The sequence below is a fragment of the Desulfovibrio desulfuricans genome, from assembly GCF_024460775.1.
Classification (GTDB): Bacteria; Desulfobacterota; Desulfovibrionia; order Desulfovibrionales; family Desulfovibrionaceae; genus Desulfovibrio; species Desulfovibrio desulfuricans_E.
The window spans coordinates 64176-78643 of sequence record NZ_JANFYZ010000006.1; the positions used below are offsets into that span (position 1 = coordinate 64176).

Annotated in this window: 21 protein-coding genes; 10 read left to right on the forward strand and 11 right to left on the reverse strand. The window is 59.2% G+C overall.

Annotated elements, in window-relative coordinates; all coding sequences use genetic code 11:
- Nucleotide 1: 1 nt before the first annotated feature.
- From NE637_RS08950 to NE637_RS09000, 11 genes are all read right to left on the reverse strand, one after another.
- Nucleotides 2-1471 (reverse strand): phage portal protein family protein, encoded by a 1470-nt coding sequence (locus NE637_RS08950; RefSeq protein ID WP_227118612.1) that lies wholly within the window; start codon nucleotides 1469-1471, stop codon nucleotides 2-4.
- On the reverse strand, nucleotides 1471-3108 hold the full coding sequence (locus NE637_RS08955) for a hypothetical protein (protein WP_227118613.1): 1638 nt from the start codon (nucleotides 3106-3108) through the stop codon (nucleotides 1471-1473). The genes NE637_RS08950 and NE637_RS08955 overlap by 1 nt, the downstream gene beginning before the upstream one ends.
- Nucleotides 3101-3640: a phage protein Gp27 family protein gene (locus NE637_RS08960; RefSeq protein ID WP_227118614.1), complete on the reverse strand. Its 540-nt coding sequence runs from the start codon at nucleotides 3638-3640 to the stop codon at nucleotides 3101-3103. The genes NE637_RS08955 and NE637_RS08960 overlap by 8 nt, the downstream gene beginning before the upstream one ends.
- A gap of 5 nt (nucleotides 3641-3645) precedes the next feature.
- Nucleotides 3646-3948, reverse strand: coding sequence for a VpaChn25_0724 family phage protein (locus NE637_RS08965; RefSeq protein ID WP_227118615.1), 303 nt, complete (start codon nucleotides 3946-3948; stop codon nucleotides 3646-3648).
- Nucleotides 3948-4331 (reverse strand): DUF2730 family protein, encoded by a 384-nt coding sequence (locus NE637_RS08970; protein ID WP_227118616.1) that lies wholly within the window; start codon nucleotides 4329-4331, stop codon nucleotides 3948-3950. Before NE637_RS08970 ends, NE637_RS08965 begins: the two co-directional genes overlap by 1 nt.
- Nucleotides 4324-4521: a hypothetical protein gene (locus tag NE637_RS08975; RefSeq protein WP_227118617.1), complete on the reverse strand. Its 198-nt coding sequence runs from the start codon at nucleotides 4519-4521 to the stop codon at nucleotides 4324-4326. The genes NE637_RS08970 and NE637_RS08975 overlap by 8 nt, the downstream gene beginning before the upstream one ends.
- Nucleotides 4522-4558: 37 nt before the next feature.
- Nucleotides 4559-4960 (reverse strand): hypothetical protein, encoded by a 402-nt coding sequence (locus NE637_RS08980; RefSeq protein ID WP_227118618.1) that lies wholly within the window; start codon nucleotides 4958-4960, stop codon nucleotides 4559-4561.
- Complete coding sequence (locus NE637_RS08985; RefSeq protein WP_227118619.1) at nucleotides 4957-5763, reverse strand: transglycosylase SLT domain-containing protein; 807 nt, start codon at nucleotides 5761-5763, stop codon at nucleotides 4957-4959. The genes NE637_RS08980 and NE637_RS08985 overlap by 4 nt, the downstream gene beginning before the upstream one ends.
- Nucleotide 5764: 1 nt before the next feature.
- The gene (locus tag NE637_RS08990) at nucleotides 5765-6085 is read right to left on the reverse strand and encodes a hypothetical protein (RefSeq protein WP_227118620.1); all 321 of its coding nucleotides are present in this window, start codon (nucleotides 6083-6085) and stop codon (nucleotides 5765-5767) included.
- Nucleotides 6086-6238: 153 nt separating this feature from the next.
- The gene (locus NE637_RS08995) at nucleotides 6239-6889 is read right to left on the reverse strand and encodes a hypothetical protein (RefSeq protein WP_227118621.1); all 651 of its coding nucleotides are present in this window, start codon (nucleotides 6887-6889) and stop codon (nucleotides 6239-6241) included.
- Nucleotides 6890-6902: 13 nt separating this feature from the next.
- On the reverse strand, nucleotides 6903-7643 hold the full coding sequence (locus tag NE637_RS09000) for an XRE family transcriptional regulator (protein WP_227118622.1): 741 nt from the start codon (nucleotides 7641-7643) through the stop codon (nucleotides 6903-6905).
- Nucleotides 7644-7791: 148 nt separating this feature from the next.
- Between NE637_RS09000 and NE637_RS09005 the strand changes: the two genes are divergently transcribed.
- From NE637_RS09005 to NE637_RS09050, 10 genes are all read left to right on the forward strand, one after another.
- Nucleotides 7792-8016 (forward strand): helix-turn-helix domain-containing protein, encoded by a 225-nt coding sequence (locus NE637_RS09005; protein ID WP_227118623.1) that lies wholly within the window; start codon nucleotides 7792-7794, stop codon nucleotides 8014-8016.
- Between the two features lie 67 nt (nucleotides 8017-8083).
- Nucleotides 8084-8290, forward strand: a complete 207-nt coding sequence (locus tag NE637_RS09010; RefSeq protein ID WP_227118624.1) for a hypothetical protein — start codon at nucleotides 8084-8086, stop codon at nucleotides 8288-8290.
- A 1-nt stretch (nucleotide 8291) separates the two neighbouring features.
- The gene (locus NE637_RS09015; RefSeq protein WP_227118625.1) at nucleotides 8292-8600 is read left to right on the forward strand and encodes a hypothetical protein; all 309 of its coding nucleotides are present in this window, start codon (nucleotides 8292-8294) and stop codon (nucleotides 8598-8600) included.
- Nucleotides 8587-9312, forward strand: coding sequence for a DUF1937 family protein (locus NE637_RS09020; protein ID WP_227118626.1), 726 nt, complete (start codon nucleotides 8587-8589; stop codon nucleotides 9310-9312). The genes NE637_RS09015 and NE637_RS09020 overlap by 14 nt, the downstream gene beginning before the upstream one ends.
- Entirely contained in the window at nucleotides 9312-9626 is a 315-nt protein-coding gene (locus tag NE637_RS09025; RefSeq protein WP_227118627.1) for a helix-turn-helix domain-containing protein, read from the forward strand. Before NE637_RS09020 ends, NE637_RS09025 begins: the two co-directional genes overlap by 1 nt.
- A 9-nt stretch (nucleotides 9627-9635) precedes the next feature.
- Complete coding sequence (locus NE637_RS09030) at nucleotides 9636-10643, forward strand: hypothetical protein (RefSeq protein ID WP_227118628.1); 1008 nt, start codon at nucleotides 9636-9638, stop codon at nucleotides 10641-10643.
- A gap of 2 nt (nucleotides 10644-10645) precedes the next feature.
- Nucleotides 10646-12487, forward strand: coding sequence for a hypothetical protein (locus NE637_RS09035; RefSeq protein WP_227118629.1), 1842 nt, complete (start codon nucleotides 10646-10648; stop codon nucleotides 12485-12487).
- Nucleotides 12475-13689, forward strand: a complete 1215-nt coding sequence (locus NE637_RS09040) for an ExeA family protein (RefSeq protein ID WP_227118630.1) — start codon at nucleotides 12475-12477, stop codon at nucleotides 13687-13689. Before NE637_RS09035 ends, NE637_RS09040 begins: the two co-directional genes overlap by 13 nt.
- Nucleotides 13682-13858, forward strand: a complete 177-nt coding sequence (locus tag NE637_RS09045) for a hypothetical protein (RefSeq protein ID WP_227118631.1) — start codon at nucleotides 13682-13684, stop codon at nucleotides 13856-13858. The genes NE637_RS09040 and NE637_RS09045 overlap by 8 nt, the downstream gene beginning before the upstream one ends.
- On the forward strand, nucleotides 13855-14466 hold the full coding sequence (locus NE637_RS09050; RefSeq protein ID WP_227118632.1) for a host-nuclease inhibitor Gam family protein: 612 nt from the start codon (nucleotides 13855-13857) through the stop codon (nucleotides 14464-14466). Before NE637_RS09045 ends, NE637_RS09050 begins: the two co-directional genes overlap by 4 nt.
- Nucleotides 14467-14468 lie beyond the last annotated feature (2 nt).

Sequence of the window (14468 nt, forward strand, 5' to 3'; positions counted from 1 at the left end):
GCTACTCCTCCCCAGCGCGGCCAGCCAGCTCGGCTGTGATCAGAGCGCCGGACAACAATGCCGCCAGCTCGTCCACGCCATGCAATTTGTTAAGGGTCAGCATGCGCTCCGCAAAACTGGCCAGGTCATCACCACGCGCCACCGCCGCGTCCAGCTCGGCGCGGATGCTGTCTATCATGGACGTATGCGCGCCGTCAGAGAGGGTCTGCGCCTGGGCAGACAGTGTCTGGCTGTACGGGGTTGGCGTTGCCACAGTTGCCGTTTGCTGGCCGTACTCCGCAAATGCGGGGCCAGATTCTGCCCGTTTGCGCTGCCAGCCGTTGCCGTAGCGGCGCGTGATTTCCTCATCCGTAAGCTCCAGACCCAGAGCAGCAATGTCTTTGTCGCGCTCGCTCTCGGCCTTGATTTTGGCGTTATCCTCCACCTTGCGCCAGACCTTGGGAGGTTTTGCGCCCGGAAAATTCCAATCGGTCAACCATACAGCCGGGCCGCAATTAAACGACTGGCAGAGCAGGTCGGCATCGGCCTTGACCACGCTGGTGGACACGCCGCTGTGTACCTCTGCCGTGCCGGAATATTGGCCGATGCGGGATGTGCCGGTCTGGGAGAGGATGATTTTTGCGATGGCATCGTCCCAATACGCCAAGAACGACTTGAAATCTGCTGCACCATTGCTTGTGGCTTCGACCAGGCTGACATCAAATCCCTCCGGCATGGCCACTGCGCCCTCGCTGCGTAGAGACATTGCGGCCTCCAGCGCGGTGCGCTTGCGGCGCTCGGTCTCTGCCTCGGAGCTGTCCGGCTGGTAGATGGCCTTGGTGGTGGGCACGCCAAAGCGATCAAGAAACGCGGCCCAAAACCGTGCGCCGTTGCGCTTGAGGTAGACCGGCCACCAGAGCGCGTGCCCCAGGCCAGTGCCGTAGGGGCTGTCGTCATCCTCCGCGCCCCAGGTCACGCACCAAAATTTGCGGGGCGGCATGGGGCGGTACTCCGCCTGGACAATCAGTTTGAGCAGGCCGTCCTTGGCATAGCCAAAGCGCGAGGATTTCCGCACTTTGATATTTGCCAACGTGATACGCCCGGCATCACGGCCCCAAAGGCACTCGGCAACGCCATAGCCGTATAGGATACTGCCGTGCATTTTGCGGCAGGCCAAATCAAACTGGATCGCCGCGAGCTGCTCACGCAAAAAATCCGCTGCCGCCACATCGCGGGCATCATCGCCGCCGGGCACAACCTCGTACTCCGCCGCCACCAGTTTGTCCTGGCGCTGCTGCATGAGCGCCGCGACCTGGTCATCGCGTCGGAGCTTGCTGTACTCTTTGACGTTGCCGCCCAGGCTGCTGAGTACGGCGTCCGGGTTGGGCAGTATCTCGGCCACATACGAGGCGAGATCCAGCGAGCCGTCGGAATGCACGGCCAAATCTGCCCTTGTAGGGGCCGCGTTGGGATTTATGAGGATGTTGGCCATCAGTAACTCCTGTAGGGCATGTAGCTGTGATCTGGGTCGACAAATCGCGTGGAGGCGGCTTCGGCGGCGGGGATCAGTCCGGTGCTGGCGGGCGTGGCGTAGTCCGGATTGATATATTCCGGGTGCTGGGATGCGGCCCAACAGAGCATGTGCGCAATGGCCGAGTCTCCGTGGCGCTTTTTGCGCGTTTTCTTTCCCTCGCCCTTGCCCGCCTGCTGATCCTCACGGACAATTTGCGGCACCCCGCGTACAAGGCGTATGGCCCGGTGGTCATTGTAGACGTCCACATCGCGCGGCATTATCAGGGTGTCTTTTTCAAACTCGGCCTTAAATTTGGGAGTTATCTCCTGATACCACTGCGCTGTAATCATACGCTTGACGACGCACGGCCAGCGTTTTGCGACGACTTCCGCAAGGTAGCCGCCGTTGCCCGTGGCATCCATCTCGCCGCCCTTGAAGCGCGGCAGGCGGGCCAAGACATAAAAAACTATAAGTTTTTGGACTTCATAGGGAATATTGCGCATTTCCAGCAGCAATGCGCACGGAAAAGATAAGTCCTGTCGCCGCTGGGATACCCAGAGTGATGAGAGGTCGCCCGTGCGCGCAAAGTCCTGGCCGATATAGGTATCATATGTGGGCAGGGCCTCCAGCACCGGGAGCAGATGTGCCTTGCACCATTCCAGGGCCTCGGCCTTTTGCAGGTGGTCAGCCAGCTCGGCCCAGGCGTCCTCGCGCTCAAAACGCAGCACCGGGGCATCGCCACGCTGCGCCCGCTCGATCAGGGCAGCTTGCACATACGCGCCCGCGCCGTGGCGTGGGATGACGTTAAGTTCTTCATCTGCGGCATCGCCATAAAAGGCGATAATCTTGTCGCGCCACTTTTTCTCGGCTTCTGGCGTCCATTGCTTGTGCTGCACAAGGCATATGCGTTTGTACAGACCACCTGCGAGGGCATCGTCAAACGTAATTTTGAGGAGTGCGTAGGGCATCTGCCCCTTGCGGATTTCCTCGCAGAGCAGGTTAAACGGGTTGAGGTCGCCGTCGTGCGTGGAGATGACGACCACCTTGCCGCCCCACATGAGGAGGGCCAGCGCGGCCTTGAGGACTTCGCCCAGAGCATCGTGGAAAGCGGCCTCATCAATAATGACCATGCCCTGACGCCCGCGCAGGGAACGGGGCCGAGAGGTCAGAGCCATAATCTCAAAGCCGCTGGCAAACACGATGCGGAATGCAAGTATATCGTCAGAGCTGCCGTCCGCCTTGGTATCCCGGAACAGGGCTTCGCCGACCTCGGACGCCGCCAGCCCGTATGATTTGGCCCACATGGCGCAGACGTCGATAAACTCGCGGGCCATGTCCAGGCTGTAGCCGATGTAGAGCACATCCATGCCGCCAGCGGCGCGAGACGCGCTGGCGTAGAGGGTTGCACTGGAGCCGACGCCCCAGGTAAGCCCGATGCGGCGGGACTTCTCAATGACCACGACCTCGTTAGCATCGATTGCCGCCACGGCGGCCTGCTGATGCGGCAGGAGGACGGCGGGCAAACTGTCGTCGCTCTCCGTCAAAAAGTCCGGCAGGGATTGCCTGGACTTGGTGCGGAGCTTGTCCCAACCGAGCTTGCTGACGGCATCAGCCATTGCTGACCCCCAGAATCCTGCTCTTGATGGCGTTGATGGTGGCAGCGGACAAGCCTGCCTCGCGGGCGCTGCTCTCCACTACCTGCACGGTCTCCAGCTTGATTTGCTCCCGCAGCTTGACGTCGTAATCCTGCGTGGCGCGGGCGGCCTGGGCGCGCTCCTTGATGGCACGGGACAGGGCGCGCAGATCATCGACCTCCATCTCTGTGTCGGGGTTGTCGATACGGCGCACCATGTAATCCGTGGTGAGGGTGGTCAGCATCTGTATGAGGGCCGCGCCGCCCTTGCCGGTGGCAGCGTCAGCGCCCATGCGGTCCATGAGCACCTCCGCCATCTGGCGGCTCTCACGCATGCGCGCCGCCACCTTGTCCACCTGTTGCTTATAGCGGCCCAGACCAGAACGGGAGACATCCGCGCCCAGGGCGTTGAGGTGGGCGGTGATCTCCTCCAGGGGCACACCTGCGTCGAGCATGCTGTGGAGCTGCTCCCGCAATTCGGGCGGCAGGCGGCGTATTTTGCTCGTGCGGGTCATGGCGGCTACCTCGGCAGAGGACGGTCAACGCCCGGATGGATTGCCAGGCCCCGCGCTACATCCAGCCCGCGCGCGGTGATGCGGAGCACCGTGACGGGCAGGTCCTCAACACGGTCAATTGTGGCAAGTTCTTGCTCGTCCAGCCATGCGGCATCAGCCTCGACAACATCGCGCGGCACACCGTGACCAATCTGGGCCAGAGCCGACTGCAATACACTGGTGTTGTGGCTGTAATCCGCGTCCTCGGCCAAAAAACGGAGGATGGCCAGGCGGCGGTTTTTGGTAATGACATTTGCGGTGGCGCTCATTATCCCTTTCCCTCCAGGCGGTCTCGGTACAACAATTCGGATTGATTCTCGACGCGGTGCATAATGTCGCGTAAGCCGCGCAAAGCCTCGTTTGTGCGGGTCAGCTCGCCTTGTATGCTGACCAATTTGACGTCCAAAACATGGATTGCATCTTTGCCGGGCATAGCATTGATTTTGTCTGTCAGGGCATTAACGGCAATATCATGCTCCGCCAGATGATCCCTGGTAGCGGCTTTGTGCGACTCCTCGGCGGCGAGATGGGCCGTAAAATCTTCCCTGGTCACAAATTTTTTGCACAGGGTCCAGCCAGCCCACAGCAACAGACCGTTAGTAACCAGGGCCAACAGCCATCCCCACGTGCGCACAAACTCATGCTCAATCACGGCTGGCTCCTTTGGCCTGCCTGTCGTAGCAGTCCAGTGCATCACGCAGCCCGGCGATATAGCGCCGCATGAGAGTGTCGCGATTGACCAGGGCGGCGAGCTGCTCCGGCGCGTCCATGATCAACGCGCCGCGTATCTGCGGCAGGGCTGGGGCCTCTGGGCGGGCGCAGTGCTGTACTGTGACAACCACGGGGGCCGGGGTTGGCGATACCGTACCCGCGCAGGCACTACAAAGGGCGATTGAGCATATCAGCAATACGCTGGCGAGTCGCATCGTCCACTCCTTTCCGGGCCTGATCAGGCGTAAGGGTTTCCATTTTTGCGGCACCAAGGATGATCGCCAGATCGGCGGCATCGGCGTGTGCCTGCTCCTCTCGTTTAATGCATGCCGCTGCAAGGTCGGCCTGAGCCTCGGACGATACGGCGCGGACTTTGGCGGTGGCCTGCCAGCGTGCTGCATCCTCCTGGGCGTCTGCCAACTGCCCCTTGATGAGGTCTATATCCTTTGCCTGTTTGGCAATGCTGTTCTGGGCGCTATTGAGCCGCCAGGTCTGTACCCCCGCGCCAATAAGACACAGGAGAACCAGCCCTCCTGCGATGACCAGTATAATTTTGATGCCGTTGGTCATAATGTGCCTCCTGCGGCAATTGTGGCCAGTGCCGGGCGATAGCGATGCCGCTTCTCGGCCATAATGTTGCGGACATAGGCGCGTGTGATCGAAAATGCAGATGCGCCTGCGTACTCTTTGCCCAGACTGTTGCGACTTTTGCGGCTGTGGGTTTCAACATGACCAGCCCAGCGGGTCTGGTCACAACCTTTGACCTGGCGGCAGTAGGCCCGGTCTTGCAGCACGCCGCCCAAGCCGCCGTTGTATGCGGCCAGCATCATTGCCGCGTGGTCCTCATCCGTGGCAGTGCCCTGTAGAGCGTTCCAGTTGAAACGATTTTTGAGGATCAGCGCGCGGAGCTGGAGGCGCGGATTATAGCGATCTTCCCACTTCCATGACTTGAGCGAGCTATGCAGCGCCTTGATGTCCCGAAAATTGTTAAAGCGCTCGCGCCCGGCGCTGTCATAGGCGATGGTGATCTGGCCCAGACCAAAGCCATACTCACGGCTGGTTTTCATTTCCGTTTTGGGATTCCAGCAGCGCTTGTCCGTCAAACCGTAGCAAGTCTCCTGCTCAACTTGCCCGGCGTATATTGATGGGTCGTAAAAATCAGGGCTGTACGCCTGATGCTCCTGCCAGAGCATGGGCAAATACAGGGTAGCCAAGACAGGCAATATGCTTGCGCGGAGCATCAGGCGGCGCGCGGTAGCCGTTCGCCCGCGAAGCGGGGTTACGGATAGCGACAGCGACTCCGTTGGCTGTCCTTCCACGCGACCAATTGCTGTCTTCATCCGTAACTCACTGCGTTCGAACGGCTGAAGCATGCTACTTGCCCCAGATGACCAGCAAAGCCAGGATGCCCAGAAGCAACACGGTGCGGGCCAGCACCACCAGGGCGGCGGCAACATTGCGCTCCTCAAGGGCGGACCAAACATGCACATTGAGTTGCAGGTAGGGCATGAGGATTTTGGTCAACATGAGTGCACCCCCGGTCATGCCGATGACATAGGCAAGGTGCCCGGCAAGACCGAGGGTGGCGGCAGGGTCAACAAGCATGCCGATACCAAGACAGAGGGCAAGCAGGAGCAAGGCGCGGAAATCGTAGAATGGGCGAAGGGTAGCAATGAGCTTTTTAAGCAGGGACATGACGGCCTCCGGTTGATGTTTCCGGGGGCAGACAACCCGCCCCCGGACGCGTCAGCCCTGCCGTGGTGGTGTTATTGATTGGCAGATAGCGGAAACGCGTAGGGCCACCATACGGTGGCCCATGCAAGGAGGTCTTTTAATTTGGGAGAAAAATTAGAATGGATCGTTTTGTTCGCTGGCCAGTTTTTTCATACTGGCAAATGCGGCCTTTGGTGCAACAAAACGTACATACAAAGTTGCATTCACCAGCTCCATGTCAACGACCCGCATGTCTTCTGGGGCACATTGAACGAGGTCAGCATAATTTGTGCTTGTTTTTCTGCACTGTGTCAGTACATCATTTTGCACTAACGTATAGATAAGATTATTACTGCCATTGAGAGCTGCCGCTTCAAAGCCATTAACTGCGCTATGCACGGCCTCTAGACCTTTTGTATGGATCACATTGATCACATCACAACTATTGCTGCCAGACCGCATGAGGGCCAAAGAGTACCCATTATTACTCACAGCGCCCATAGTTTTAATAGCGCGCTGTTCGTCCAATTTTGTTTTGAGCACAATCGTTGTCAGCTTGCCGTCAGCAAAAACAAATCCCTGTCCCCATTTGTCATTACCCGCAAAGCTCTGTTTATCACGGCACAACGCGCCCTTCTGCAGATCATTGCAAGGTACCATGCCTTTGATCTTGGCAATATCGGCACGAGGTTGTCCGTAATAAAAATCCTTAAAAAGCTGAGGGCCATCTGCGTGGGCATTAACCGCACAACAGCACAGCACCATAATTGCAAGGATAATTCGCATCACACCTCCCATATTATGCCTCTCGGCACCACCAGAGCACACGCCCGATAACGCGCAATGACTCTCTGACTATCTCGTCCGTCATATCCAACTCTTGGGGCGCGTATGCGTCACGGTTGTCTGACACCAGCACTATTTTGCCGGGGCGTTTATCCAGACGCTTGACCAGCACGCTATCGTCGACGCCCACTGCATAGATGCCGCCCGATACAACATCGGTCTGTGCCAGATTGACCAGGGCGAGGTCGCCGTTTTCGAGCGTGGGGCGCATACTGTCGCCAGTGATGGACATCAGCACCATTTGCGTTGGGCAGCCCTTACGGCGCAGCCAGTCCGATCGAAATCCAAAATATCCCTTGATATTGTCAGACACCTCAAGACTACCCGTGCCAGCGGAGAGCCGCGCCTCAACTTTGGGCACGTAGATTGTCTGCACTCCATCGGGTGCAACGACCGACACGTCAGCCGTCCCAACCTCACCTTGCCCCGCATTTGCCGCAGACTGCCCGCAACTGATGGCTGACGCGTCAGCCATTTTGCTATCCACATACATTGCCCCTTGCCCCTGAAACAGCCACATGGGCGAGATGCCATAGGCCGTGCAGATGCGTTTGCGCACCTCAGCCTTGGGCATGCGCCCCGCCAGATAATTGTTGAGCGCGCGCACCGTGACGCCGACTTTATCCGCAAAGTCAGCAGGACTGTCCGGCCCCATAAGCGCCCTGATTCGTTCGCCTATTCCGTTTTGTTCCATTTATTTTCCAAGTTTGAAGAACAAAGTCTTGACTTGTTCTAAATTTGTTCCTACTGTTTCCAACAGAGAACAACAGAAAACAGCAGCAAGTGGACTCTGCCAGATTTGGCACAAGGACACAAGGCTTCCAGGCACAAGGAGGGCAAAAATGGCCAGAACAAGGCGCAACATCAGAACAATACAGGAGGTTAGCGCCGACTTTCAGCAGCGCGGGAAATCCGTTGCTGAGTGGGCGCGTGAGCATGGCCTGCGGCCTGGGGTCGTTTACGACCTTATGCTGGGCCGATCTGCTGGCAAGCGCGGGGAAGCGCACCGGGCAGCCGTGCTGTTGGGCATCAAGGACGGCGTGGTTGACCGCGCTGGCGCAGCCTGAACAAAGATAGAACAAAAGCGCGAAGCCACCGACATGACTCCGCGCCAAACGCAAAAGGAGACCCCAGATGCGTACAGAGCACACTATCAATAACGAGACCGGGCCGCAATACGCCTCCCCTGTGTCCCGCGACCTTGAGGGCCTGTCGCACGAGTTGATGGGCATGTCTACGGAGGTCACCGGGCAACAATGGGCGCGGCTGCGGCTTATCGTCATGCAGCTGCGGAGCATTGCCGGGCAAGTGGATGGATTGGTTATCCCGGAGGGTGTGTAGGATGAAAATATTTCTCTGCATGTCAAAGCACCTATTCCCGAGCATCAAGGATGACGACTGGCGCGAAGGGGGTCTGCCTATTGAGGCAAGCTCAGCTTTGAGTGCCGCAATTGATTTTGTACACAAGTATCCAGATAAGGCAGGCGTAGATGCGCTCGCTTATAACGAGAGTGATAAGCTGTTTATTTGGGTCAAGCATCCATCCGGAGGAGATGTAACAGGGTTTACCGTAACAATTATCGCAGAATATCGCATAACAAGCGCGTCCGAAAACTGCTACTTCTGGGGGGATGGCAATGCGCCTGTGTAACCCCGACTGCCTCATTGATTGGAAGCCTGTGCAGCCGCCCAAGTACAAAAAGGACTATGAGGGGAAGCTGCTGCGGATACCCACTTTTTCCAGATATCGCCCTGACGGGGCAGATTTGCCGCCGGACGGAGCGGTGGTGTGCATCGAGCGCCGCTACAACAACGGATCACAATTTGAGATGCAGGTCAGTTGGCGCTGCCCGGCCTGCGATCATCCGCATACCGGCTATGTGCCGGAAGCCTGGATTGCCGAGGACAAGGCACAGTTTGTGGAGCCGTCAGGCCTCGCAGACGCAACCTGCGCCATCGGCGACCACCCTGCGGTGCTGTATCTGGCCACAAGTTACAGCCATCCCGATGCGGCCAAACGTGCGGCGCGGGCAAATCTGGCATCGCAGTGCTCTGCGTGGTTCATGCGCCGGGGCTGGTGCGTCATATCACCGCTGAGCATGGGGCATGCCATCGCAGTTGAGGGGGCCGAATTGCCCTCGGATTTTGCGGCATATCAGGAGGTATGCTTGCGCATGCTGGAGGCCAGCGACGCACTGGTGGTGCTGTTGCTGGACGGCATACGCGAGAGCGTGGGCGTAGCCGCAGGAATTGACCATGCACGCAAGCTCGGCATCCCGCTCAACCAGGTCAAGTTGCCGGGGCCGGACGCCTCCGGCGATGCACAGTTTGAACTGGTCCATAACCCCAGGTGGTGGCGCTGATGACCAGGAAATCTGACAGCGATTCGGCGGCCCAACGGGCGCTGCGCATAGCGGAGCTGCTGTTTGGCCGTGTGCTTGATGGGTACAGCAACAAGGAAATTGCGGACGCCCTGGGCTACACCGCCTGCAATGTCTCCCGCGACCTGGAGACCCTGCGCAGCAGGGGCTGGGCGGAGAAACTGGACACAGGCCGCTGGGCGCTGACCACAAAGCCTGTGGCGTTGATGCGCAAATATCAGGATTACATGGCCGATTTGGCCGCCCGGCGCGATGCCTTTGACGCGCGGGTGCAGGCACAGGCCAAAAATCTCTAGGAGCAGGATATGACCAAGAGTGATGTACAACCCACAGTTGCCAGCCCCGCACGCGGGCGGCGTGCAAATAATGCCGAAACGGCCAACGCGGAGCTGGTTGCCACAGATACCTATGAGGCCGGGGCCACGGCTCTGGTTGCGGGCCTGCGGCAGGGCAGCATTGCCCTGCCCAAGGAAGAAATGGCGCAGAGCCTGCACATGGCCGAGACCATTGGCCGTATCAGTGCGTTCCAGATCAACGAAGCTTTTAACCGCGTTGCAATGCTCAAACTGTTGCAGGAGATCCGCGACACCCGCAGTTACAAGGGCGCTACGGTTTCCATGCGCGGTTCCGGTGAGCTGGTGACCGTCACAACCTGGGAGGATTTCTGCGCAGCCAGCGGCTACAGCCATAAAAAAATAAATGAAGATTTGCAGAATCTTACGGCATTTGGCGGTGATTTTTTGGAGCTGCAGGACAAGCTGGGCCTTGGCTACCGCGATTTGCGGCTGCTGCGCAAAGGGTTGGCCGAGTCGCCGCCCGAGGAACGCGAGGCCGTGCTGGCTGATGTGACCGCCGTAGACGGGCCAGACGAGTTGCAGGAGCGCCTGGAAGATTTGCGGCTGCGGCTGGCACAGGCAGAGGCCAAGGCCAGGGAAACTCAGGCTGATATCGAGGCTAAAGAAAAGGTGAGCCGCTCAAAAACTGAAAAGCTCGATGAGCTGTCAGAGCAGGTTGCGAGGCTGACCAGCAGCCATCCTGACGACAAGGCCAAGGCACGCATTACCCGCAACACCAACTCGCTCAAACTGTTGGATGAGGCCTGCGCCGAGGTTACGCACAAAATTACCATTTTGTGCGCCCAGGCTAACGCCATCCTGGCCGATGACGAGAGCACCGAGGAGACCTGCATGCAGGTACACCGGCGCGTGAGTATACTCGTTGAGCACACGGCGGCCAGCCTTGTTGGTAGCGGCGTTGACGTTGACCTGACCGCATGGGTGCAGGCCTCGCCTGCATCAGTGACTGAGGCGTAACCATGACACCCGCGCAACTCCAATATCTGCACGATGTGGCACGCCAGCTGGATGCTGCCCCTGCGGGGGGCGGTGAGCGCGGGCAAATCGTGGCGCGGGCGGCCCAGGCCTTGGGCAAGAGTCCCAAGACTCTCTATGGGCTGTTGCGCAAGCACGTTGGCTGGCAGAGCGGGCGTAAGCCCCGCGCCGATGCAGGAAAGTCGTGCGTAGACCGTGACCTGGCACTTGCTGTCGGCGGAATTGTGCATTTGGCCCGCCGACAAAACGGCAAGCGCACACGCACCATCAAGGGTGCGCGGGAGACTCTGGCGGCCAATGGATATGGCGTCATTAACAATGATACGGGGGAGGTTGTCATGCCCAGCGCCGCAACATTATCGCGGGCCATGCGGCAGCACTGCTGCCACCCGGAGCAGTTGAGCGGCGCTGCTCCGGCTACGTCACTGCGCAGCCTGCATCCTAACCACACATGGCAGGTAGATGCCTCGGTGTGCGTGCTGTACCGCATGCGCGGCAGCCAATCCGTGCGGCTGCTCAACGAGCGGGATTACAACGAGCACAAGCCGGGCAAACTGGTGGAGATCTCCGGGCAACGCATTCTGCGATATCTGGTCATCGACCACTACAGCGGCAACATCTATCTGCATTACGAGCAGGCCAAGGGCGAGGACGCCCTGGGCGTCATCAAGGCACTGATTGGTGCAATTGATGACCGCGGCGCGCGTGACCCAATGCACGGCGTACCAGCACAGGTGTTTATGGACCCCGGCAGCGGCAACAAATCGAGCCTGTTGCTCAATTTTGTGGAGCAACTCGACATCAAGCCTCTGCACCACGCCGCTGGCAATGCCCGCGCCACGGGTGGCGTAGAGGTGAGTCAAAACATTGTGGAGACGCAGTTTGAGGGCCGACTGCGGTTTATGGCGGTGCCCAGCGTTGCCGATTTGCAGGCCAAAGCAGATGCCTGGCGTGCCCACTACAACGCTACGCAGATACTGCGGCGGGCGGGCAAAACGCGCAACGCGTTGTGGGCAACCATAACGAGTGAGCAGCTCCGCACCGTGAGCCGTGAGGTTATGGAGGCCATAGCCGCCTGGGGCGATGTGCGCCGCAAGGTGGACGGGCATTTCAAAATCTCCGTTGATACGCGGGCCTTCGGGGTGCGCGAGTATGACCTGCGGGAGCTTGGATACCACGGATTGTGCGTGGGTGACATGGTGCGGGTGCGACTCAACCCGTTTTTGGCACCCGTGATCCGCGTCATCAAGACACAAGCGGACGGCACGGAGCTGATGTTTGAGGTGTCGCCCATCGACAAGGATGCAGCGGGCTTTGACATTACCGCTCCGGTGATCGGGCAGGAGTATCGGGCACAGCCCAAAACCAGGCCGCAACGCGCCCTGGATGATGTGCTCAAGACTGCCTACGGCACCGCCAGCGTTGAGGAGGCGGCAAAACACCACAAAGCCCGCAATAAAACGCCGTTTGCAGACATTGACCCGATGGCAGACGTCAAGCAGGCCCCCATGCAGTTTCGTGCCAGCGGCACCCCGATGGATGTGGCTGGCACAATGGCTCAGGCAATGCCACTCAACCACGCCCAGGCGGCACAGCGCCTGCGCGGTATGTGCGGCCAGGCCTGGAAGGAAAACCCGGCTGGCTGCATGGCTATGATCAAGCAGCGTTACCCCACACAGGTGCCGGAGGACAAACTGCAGGAGATGGCTGACGCCATCAACGGGCTGCATGAAGCTGGTCAGCATGAGGTTGGGACACGGCCCGCAAGCGGCACGGCCAGCATTACCCATATTGACCTGCGCGGAGGTTTGGCATGCGCAAATTAGCCGCCCCCGCAGAGTTTAAGGCCCTCATTGCCACGCACGGCGGTCAGCGCCAGGCGGCAAGGGCCTGCAAGGTCAGCCCGGCCCTGATCAACCTGCTGGCTAATCAGGGCATGCCGCCCAAGACAGGCTGGGCGAGCCTGCAAAACGCCCTTCAACAATGGCTAACCGCCCAAGGGGCCACCGCCGACACGGTGACCAGGGCGCTGCGCGAGGCCGCACCAAAGGTCAGAACCCCGCGCAAGATCATCAACAAGGCCCAAATCAGGGCCAATACAGCAGGAGAAGACCCCATGATCTTTGGCAAACAGACGCTTGTTCAGGGTGCCCGGAAACATTTTTCTCTCACGCGTGATCCGTTTTCTGACCCGCAGACGGTGGAAGAAATCTATTTGACGCCGGAATCCCGGTATGTGCGCGAGGTGATGTACGACGCCGCCTGCAATGGCAATTTTTTGGCCGTAATCGGCGAGAGCGGCAGCGGCAAAAGCACGCTGCGCGAAGAAATGATTGAGCGGCTCAAGACGAGCGGCGAGAGCGTCATAGTGATTGAGCCGTACACTCTCTCCATGACCGAGACGGACAAATACGGCAAACCGCTGCGCGCCCAGCACATTGCCGAGGCCATCATTGATACTGTGCAGCGCGGTGCCCGGTGCGCGGGCAGCCCTGAAATGCGCGGGCGCATGCTGCACCAGATGCTGATTGCCAGCAGCCGGGGCGGCAACCGCCATGTGCTCGTAATTGAGGAGGCCCACGACCTGCATGTGCAGACCATCAAGAGCCTCAAAAGGTTTTGGGAGCTGAAAGACGGTATGCGCCGCCTCTTGTCCATCATCCTCATCGGGCAAACCGAGCTGCGGGGCAAGCTCTCCAACACACAGGCTGAGGTGCGCGAGGTTGTGCAGCGCTGTGATGTGATCGACCTGCCGCCCATCAAGGACCCGGAGGCGTATCTGGCGTTTCGATTCAAGGTCGCGGGAGCGGACATTACCAGCATTTTTGAACCTGACGCGTTGGCCCTGTTGCGGGAGCAGCTCGTGGTGGCCAGCAGCCTCAACAGCAACGGCGTGTATCTGGGCTATCCCCTCGCCATTGCCAACCTCGCACGGGCGGCAATGTCCAAGGCCTACGAAATCGGCGAGTCCATCGTGACCGGTGACGTTATGCGCCTGGTGCAGCCCAAGGAGGCTGGCCGTGTCTGATAAGGAGTTTGTCGATCTGGTGCGCGCCATGCGCAATGCCCAGACCATCTATTTCCGGTCTAAAAATTGGAGTGATCTGCGTTACGCCAGAGACTACGAGCAACGCGTGGACAATGAGCTGCGGATCAGGGCCGAGGCAGACCGCCCGAAGCAGGCGGCGTTGATATGAGCGGGCGTTCTACCCTGACTATCACAGGCAAAAGCATTACCGCGACCGGCAAGGCCGCAAACCATATTTTCAAAGCCCTACAGGAGATCAACATGGCAAAGCGCGTCAAACCCGTATTGCAGCTGCCCGTTATCAATTCCACAGAGGACGCTGACGCGGTACTGGCTGAAATTGCCGCACACAGGCGCAAGATTGAGTTGTACGAAATTGGCCTGCGCGAAAGCGTTGATGCTCTCAAAACCGAATGCACAGACAAGTGCGAGGCTCATAAGCAGGCTATTTCCACACGGGAGCAGGCCCTGATGCAGTTTGCCCTGGCGCGGCGCGACGATGTTTTCAAGGGCCGCAAATCTGTAGCGCTGACATTTGGCAGCTTCGGGTTTCGCGCTTCATCCACTCTCAAAACCCTGCGAAAGTTCACCTGGGAGCGCGTTCTCAATCTGGTCAAGGATCGTGGGCTGGAGTGCGTGCGTACCAAGGAGGAGGTGGACAAGGATGCGCTGCGTGCCCTAGATGCGGACACTCTTGCCGCAGTGGGGTGCAAGCTTGTTGAGGAGGATTCCTTTTTTTACGAGCTGGCAGACACAGACCTGGCCAGCAACCAGTAAAG

What these genes read in the sequence shown, in the direction of transcription:
- NE637_RS09010 (WP_227118624.1), top strand. Translation starts at nt 8,084, where the DNA reads ATGCGTACAGAGCACACTATCAATAACGAGACCGGGCCGCAATACGCC.
- NE637_RS08950 (WP_227118612.1), bottom strand. Translation starts at nt 1,471, where the DNA reads ATGGCCAACATCCTCATAAATCCCAACGCGGCCCCTACAAGGGCAGAT.
- NE637_RS08955 (WP_227118613.1), bottom strand. Translation starts at nt 3,108, where the DNA reads ATGGCTGATGCCGTCAGCAAGCTCGGTTGGGACAAGCTCCGCACCAAG.
- NE637_RS08960 (WP_227118614.1), bottom strand. Translation starts at nt 3,640, where the DNA reads ATGACCCGCACGAGCAAAATACGCCGCCTGCCGCCCGAATTGCGGGAG.
- NE637_RS09050 (WP_227118632.1), top strand. Translation starts at nt 13,855, where the DNA reads ATGAGCGGGCGTTCTACCCTGACTATCACAGGCAAAAGCATTACCGCG.
- NE637_RS08985 (WP_227118619.1), bottom strand. Translation starts at nt 5,763, where the DNA reads ATGCTTCAGCCGTTCGAACGCAGTGAGTTACGGATGAAGACAGCAATT.
- NE637_RS09025 (WP_227118627.1), top strand. Translation starts at nt 9,312, where the DNA reads ATGACCAGGAAATCTGACAGCGATTCGGCGGCCCAACGGGCGCTGCGC.
- NE637_RS09000 (WP_227118622.1), bottom strand. Translation starts at nt 7,643, where the DNA reads ATGGAACAAAACGGAATAGGCGAACGAATCAGGGCGCTTATGGGGCCG.
- NE637_RS09005 (WP_227118623.1), top strand. Translation starts at nt 7,792, where the DNA reads ATGGCCAGAACAAGGCGCAACATCAGAACAATACAGGAGGTTAGCGCC.
- NE637_RS09015 (WP_227118625.1), top strand. Translation starts at nt 8,292, where the DNA reads ATGAAAATATTTCTCTGCATGTCAAAGCACCTATTCCCGAGCATCAAG.
- NE637_RS08990 (WP_227118620.1), bottom strand. Translation starts at nt 6,085, where the DNA reads ATGTCCCTGCTTAAAAAGCTCATTGCTACCCTTCGCCCATTCTACGAT.
- NE637_RS09030 (WP_227118628.1), top strand. Translation starts at nt 9,636, where the DNA reads ATGACCAAGAGTGATGTACAACCCACAGTTGCCAGCCCCGCACGCGGG.
- NE637_RS08965 (WP_227118615.1), bottom strand. Translation starts at nt 3,948, where the DNA reads ATGAGCGCCACCGCAAATGTCATTACCAAAAACCGCCGCCTGGCCATC.
- NE637_RS09020 (WP_227118626.1), top strand. Translation starts at nt 8,587, where the DNA reads ATGCGCCTGTGTAACCCCGACTGCCTCATTGATTGGAAGCCTGTGCAG.
- NE637_RS09040 (WP_227118630.1), top strand. Translation starts at nt 12,475, where the DNA reads ATGCGCAAATTAGCCGCCCCCGCAGAGTTTAAGGCCCTCATTGCCACG.
- NE637_RS08980 (WP_227118618.1), bottom strand. Translation starts at nt 4,960, where the DNA reads ATGACCAACGGCATCAAAATTATACTGGTCATCGCAGGAGGGCTGGTT.
- NE637_RS08995 (WP_227118621.1), bottom strand. Translation starts at nt 6,889, where the DNA reads ATGCGAATTATCCTTGCAATTATGGTGCTGTGCTGTTGTGCGGTTAAT.
- NE637_RS09035 (WP_227118629.1), top strand. Translation starts at nt 10,646, where the DNA reads ATGACACCCGCGCAACTCCAATATCTGCACGATGTGGCACGCCAGCTG.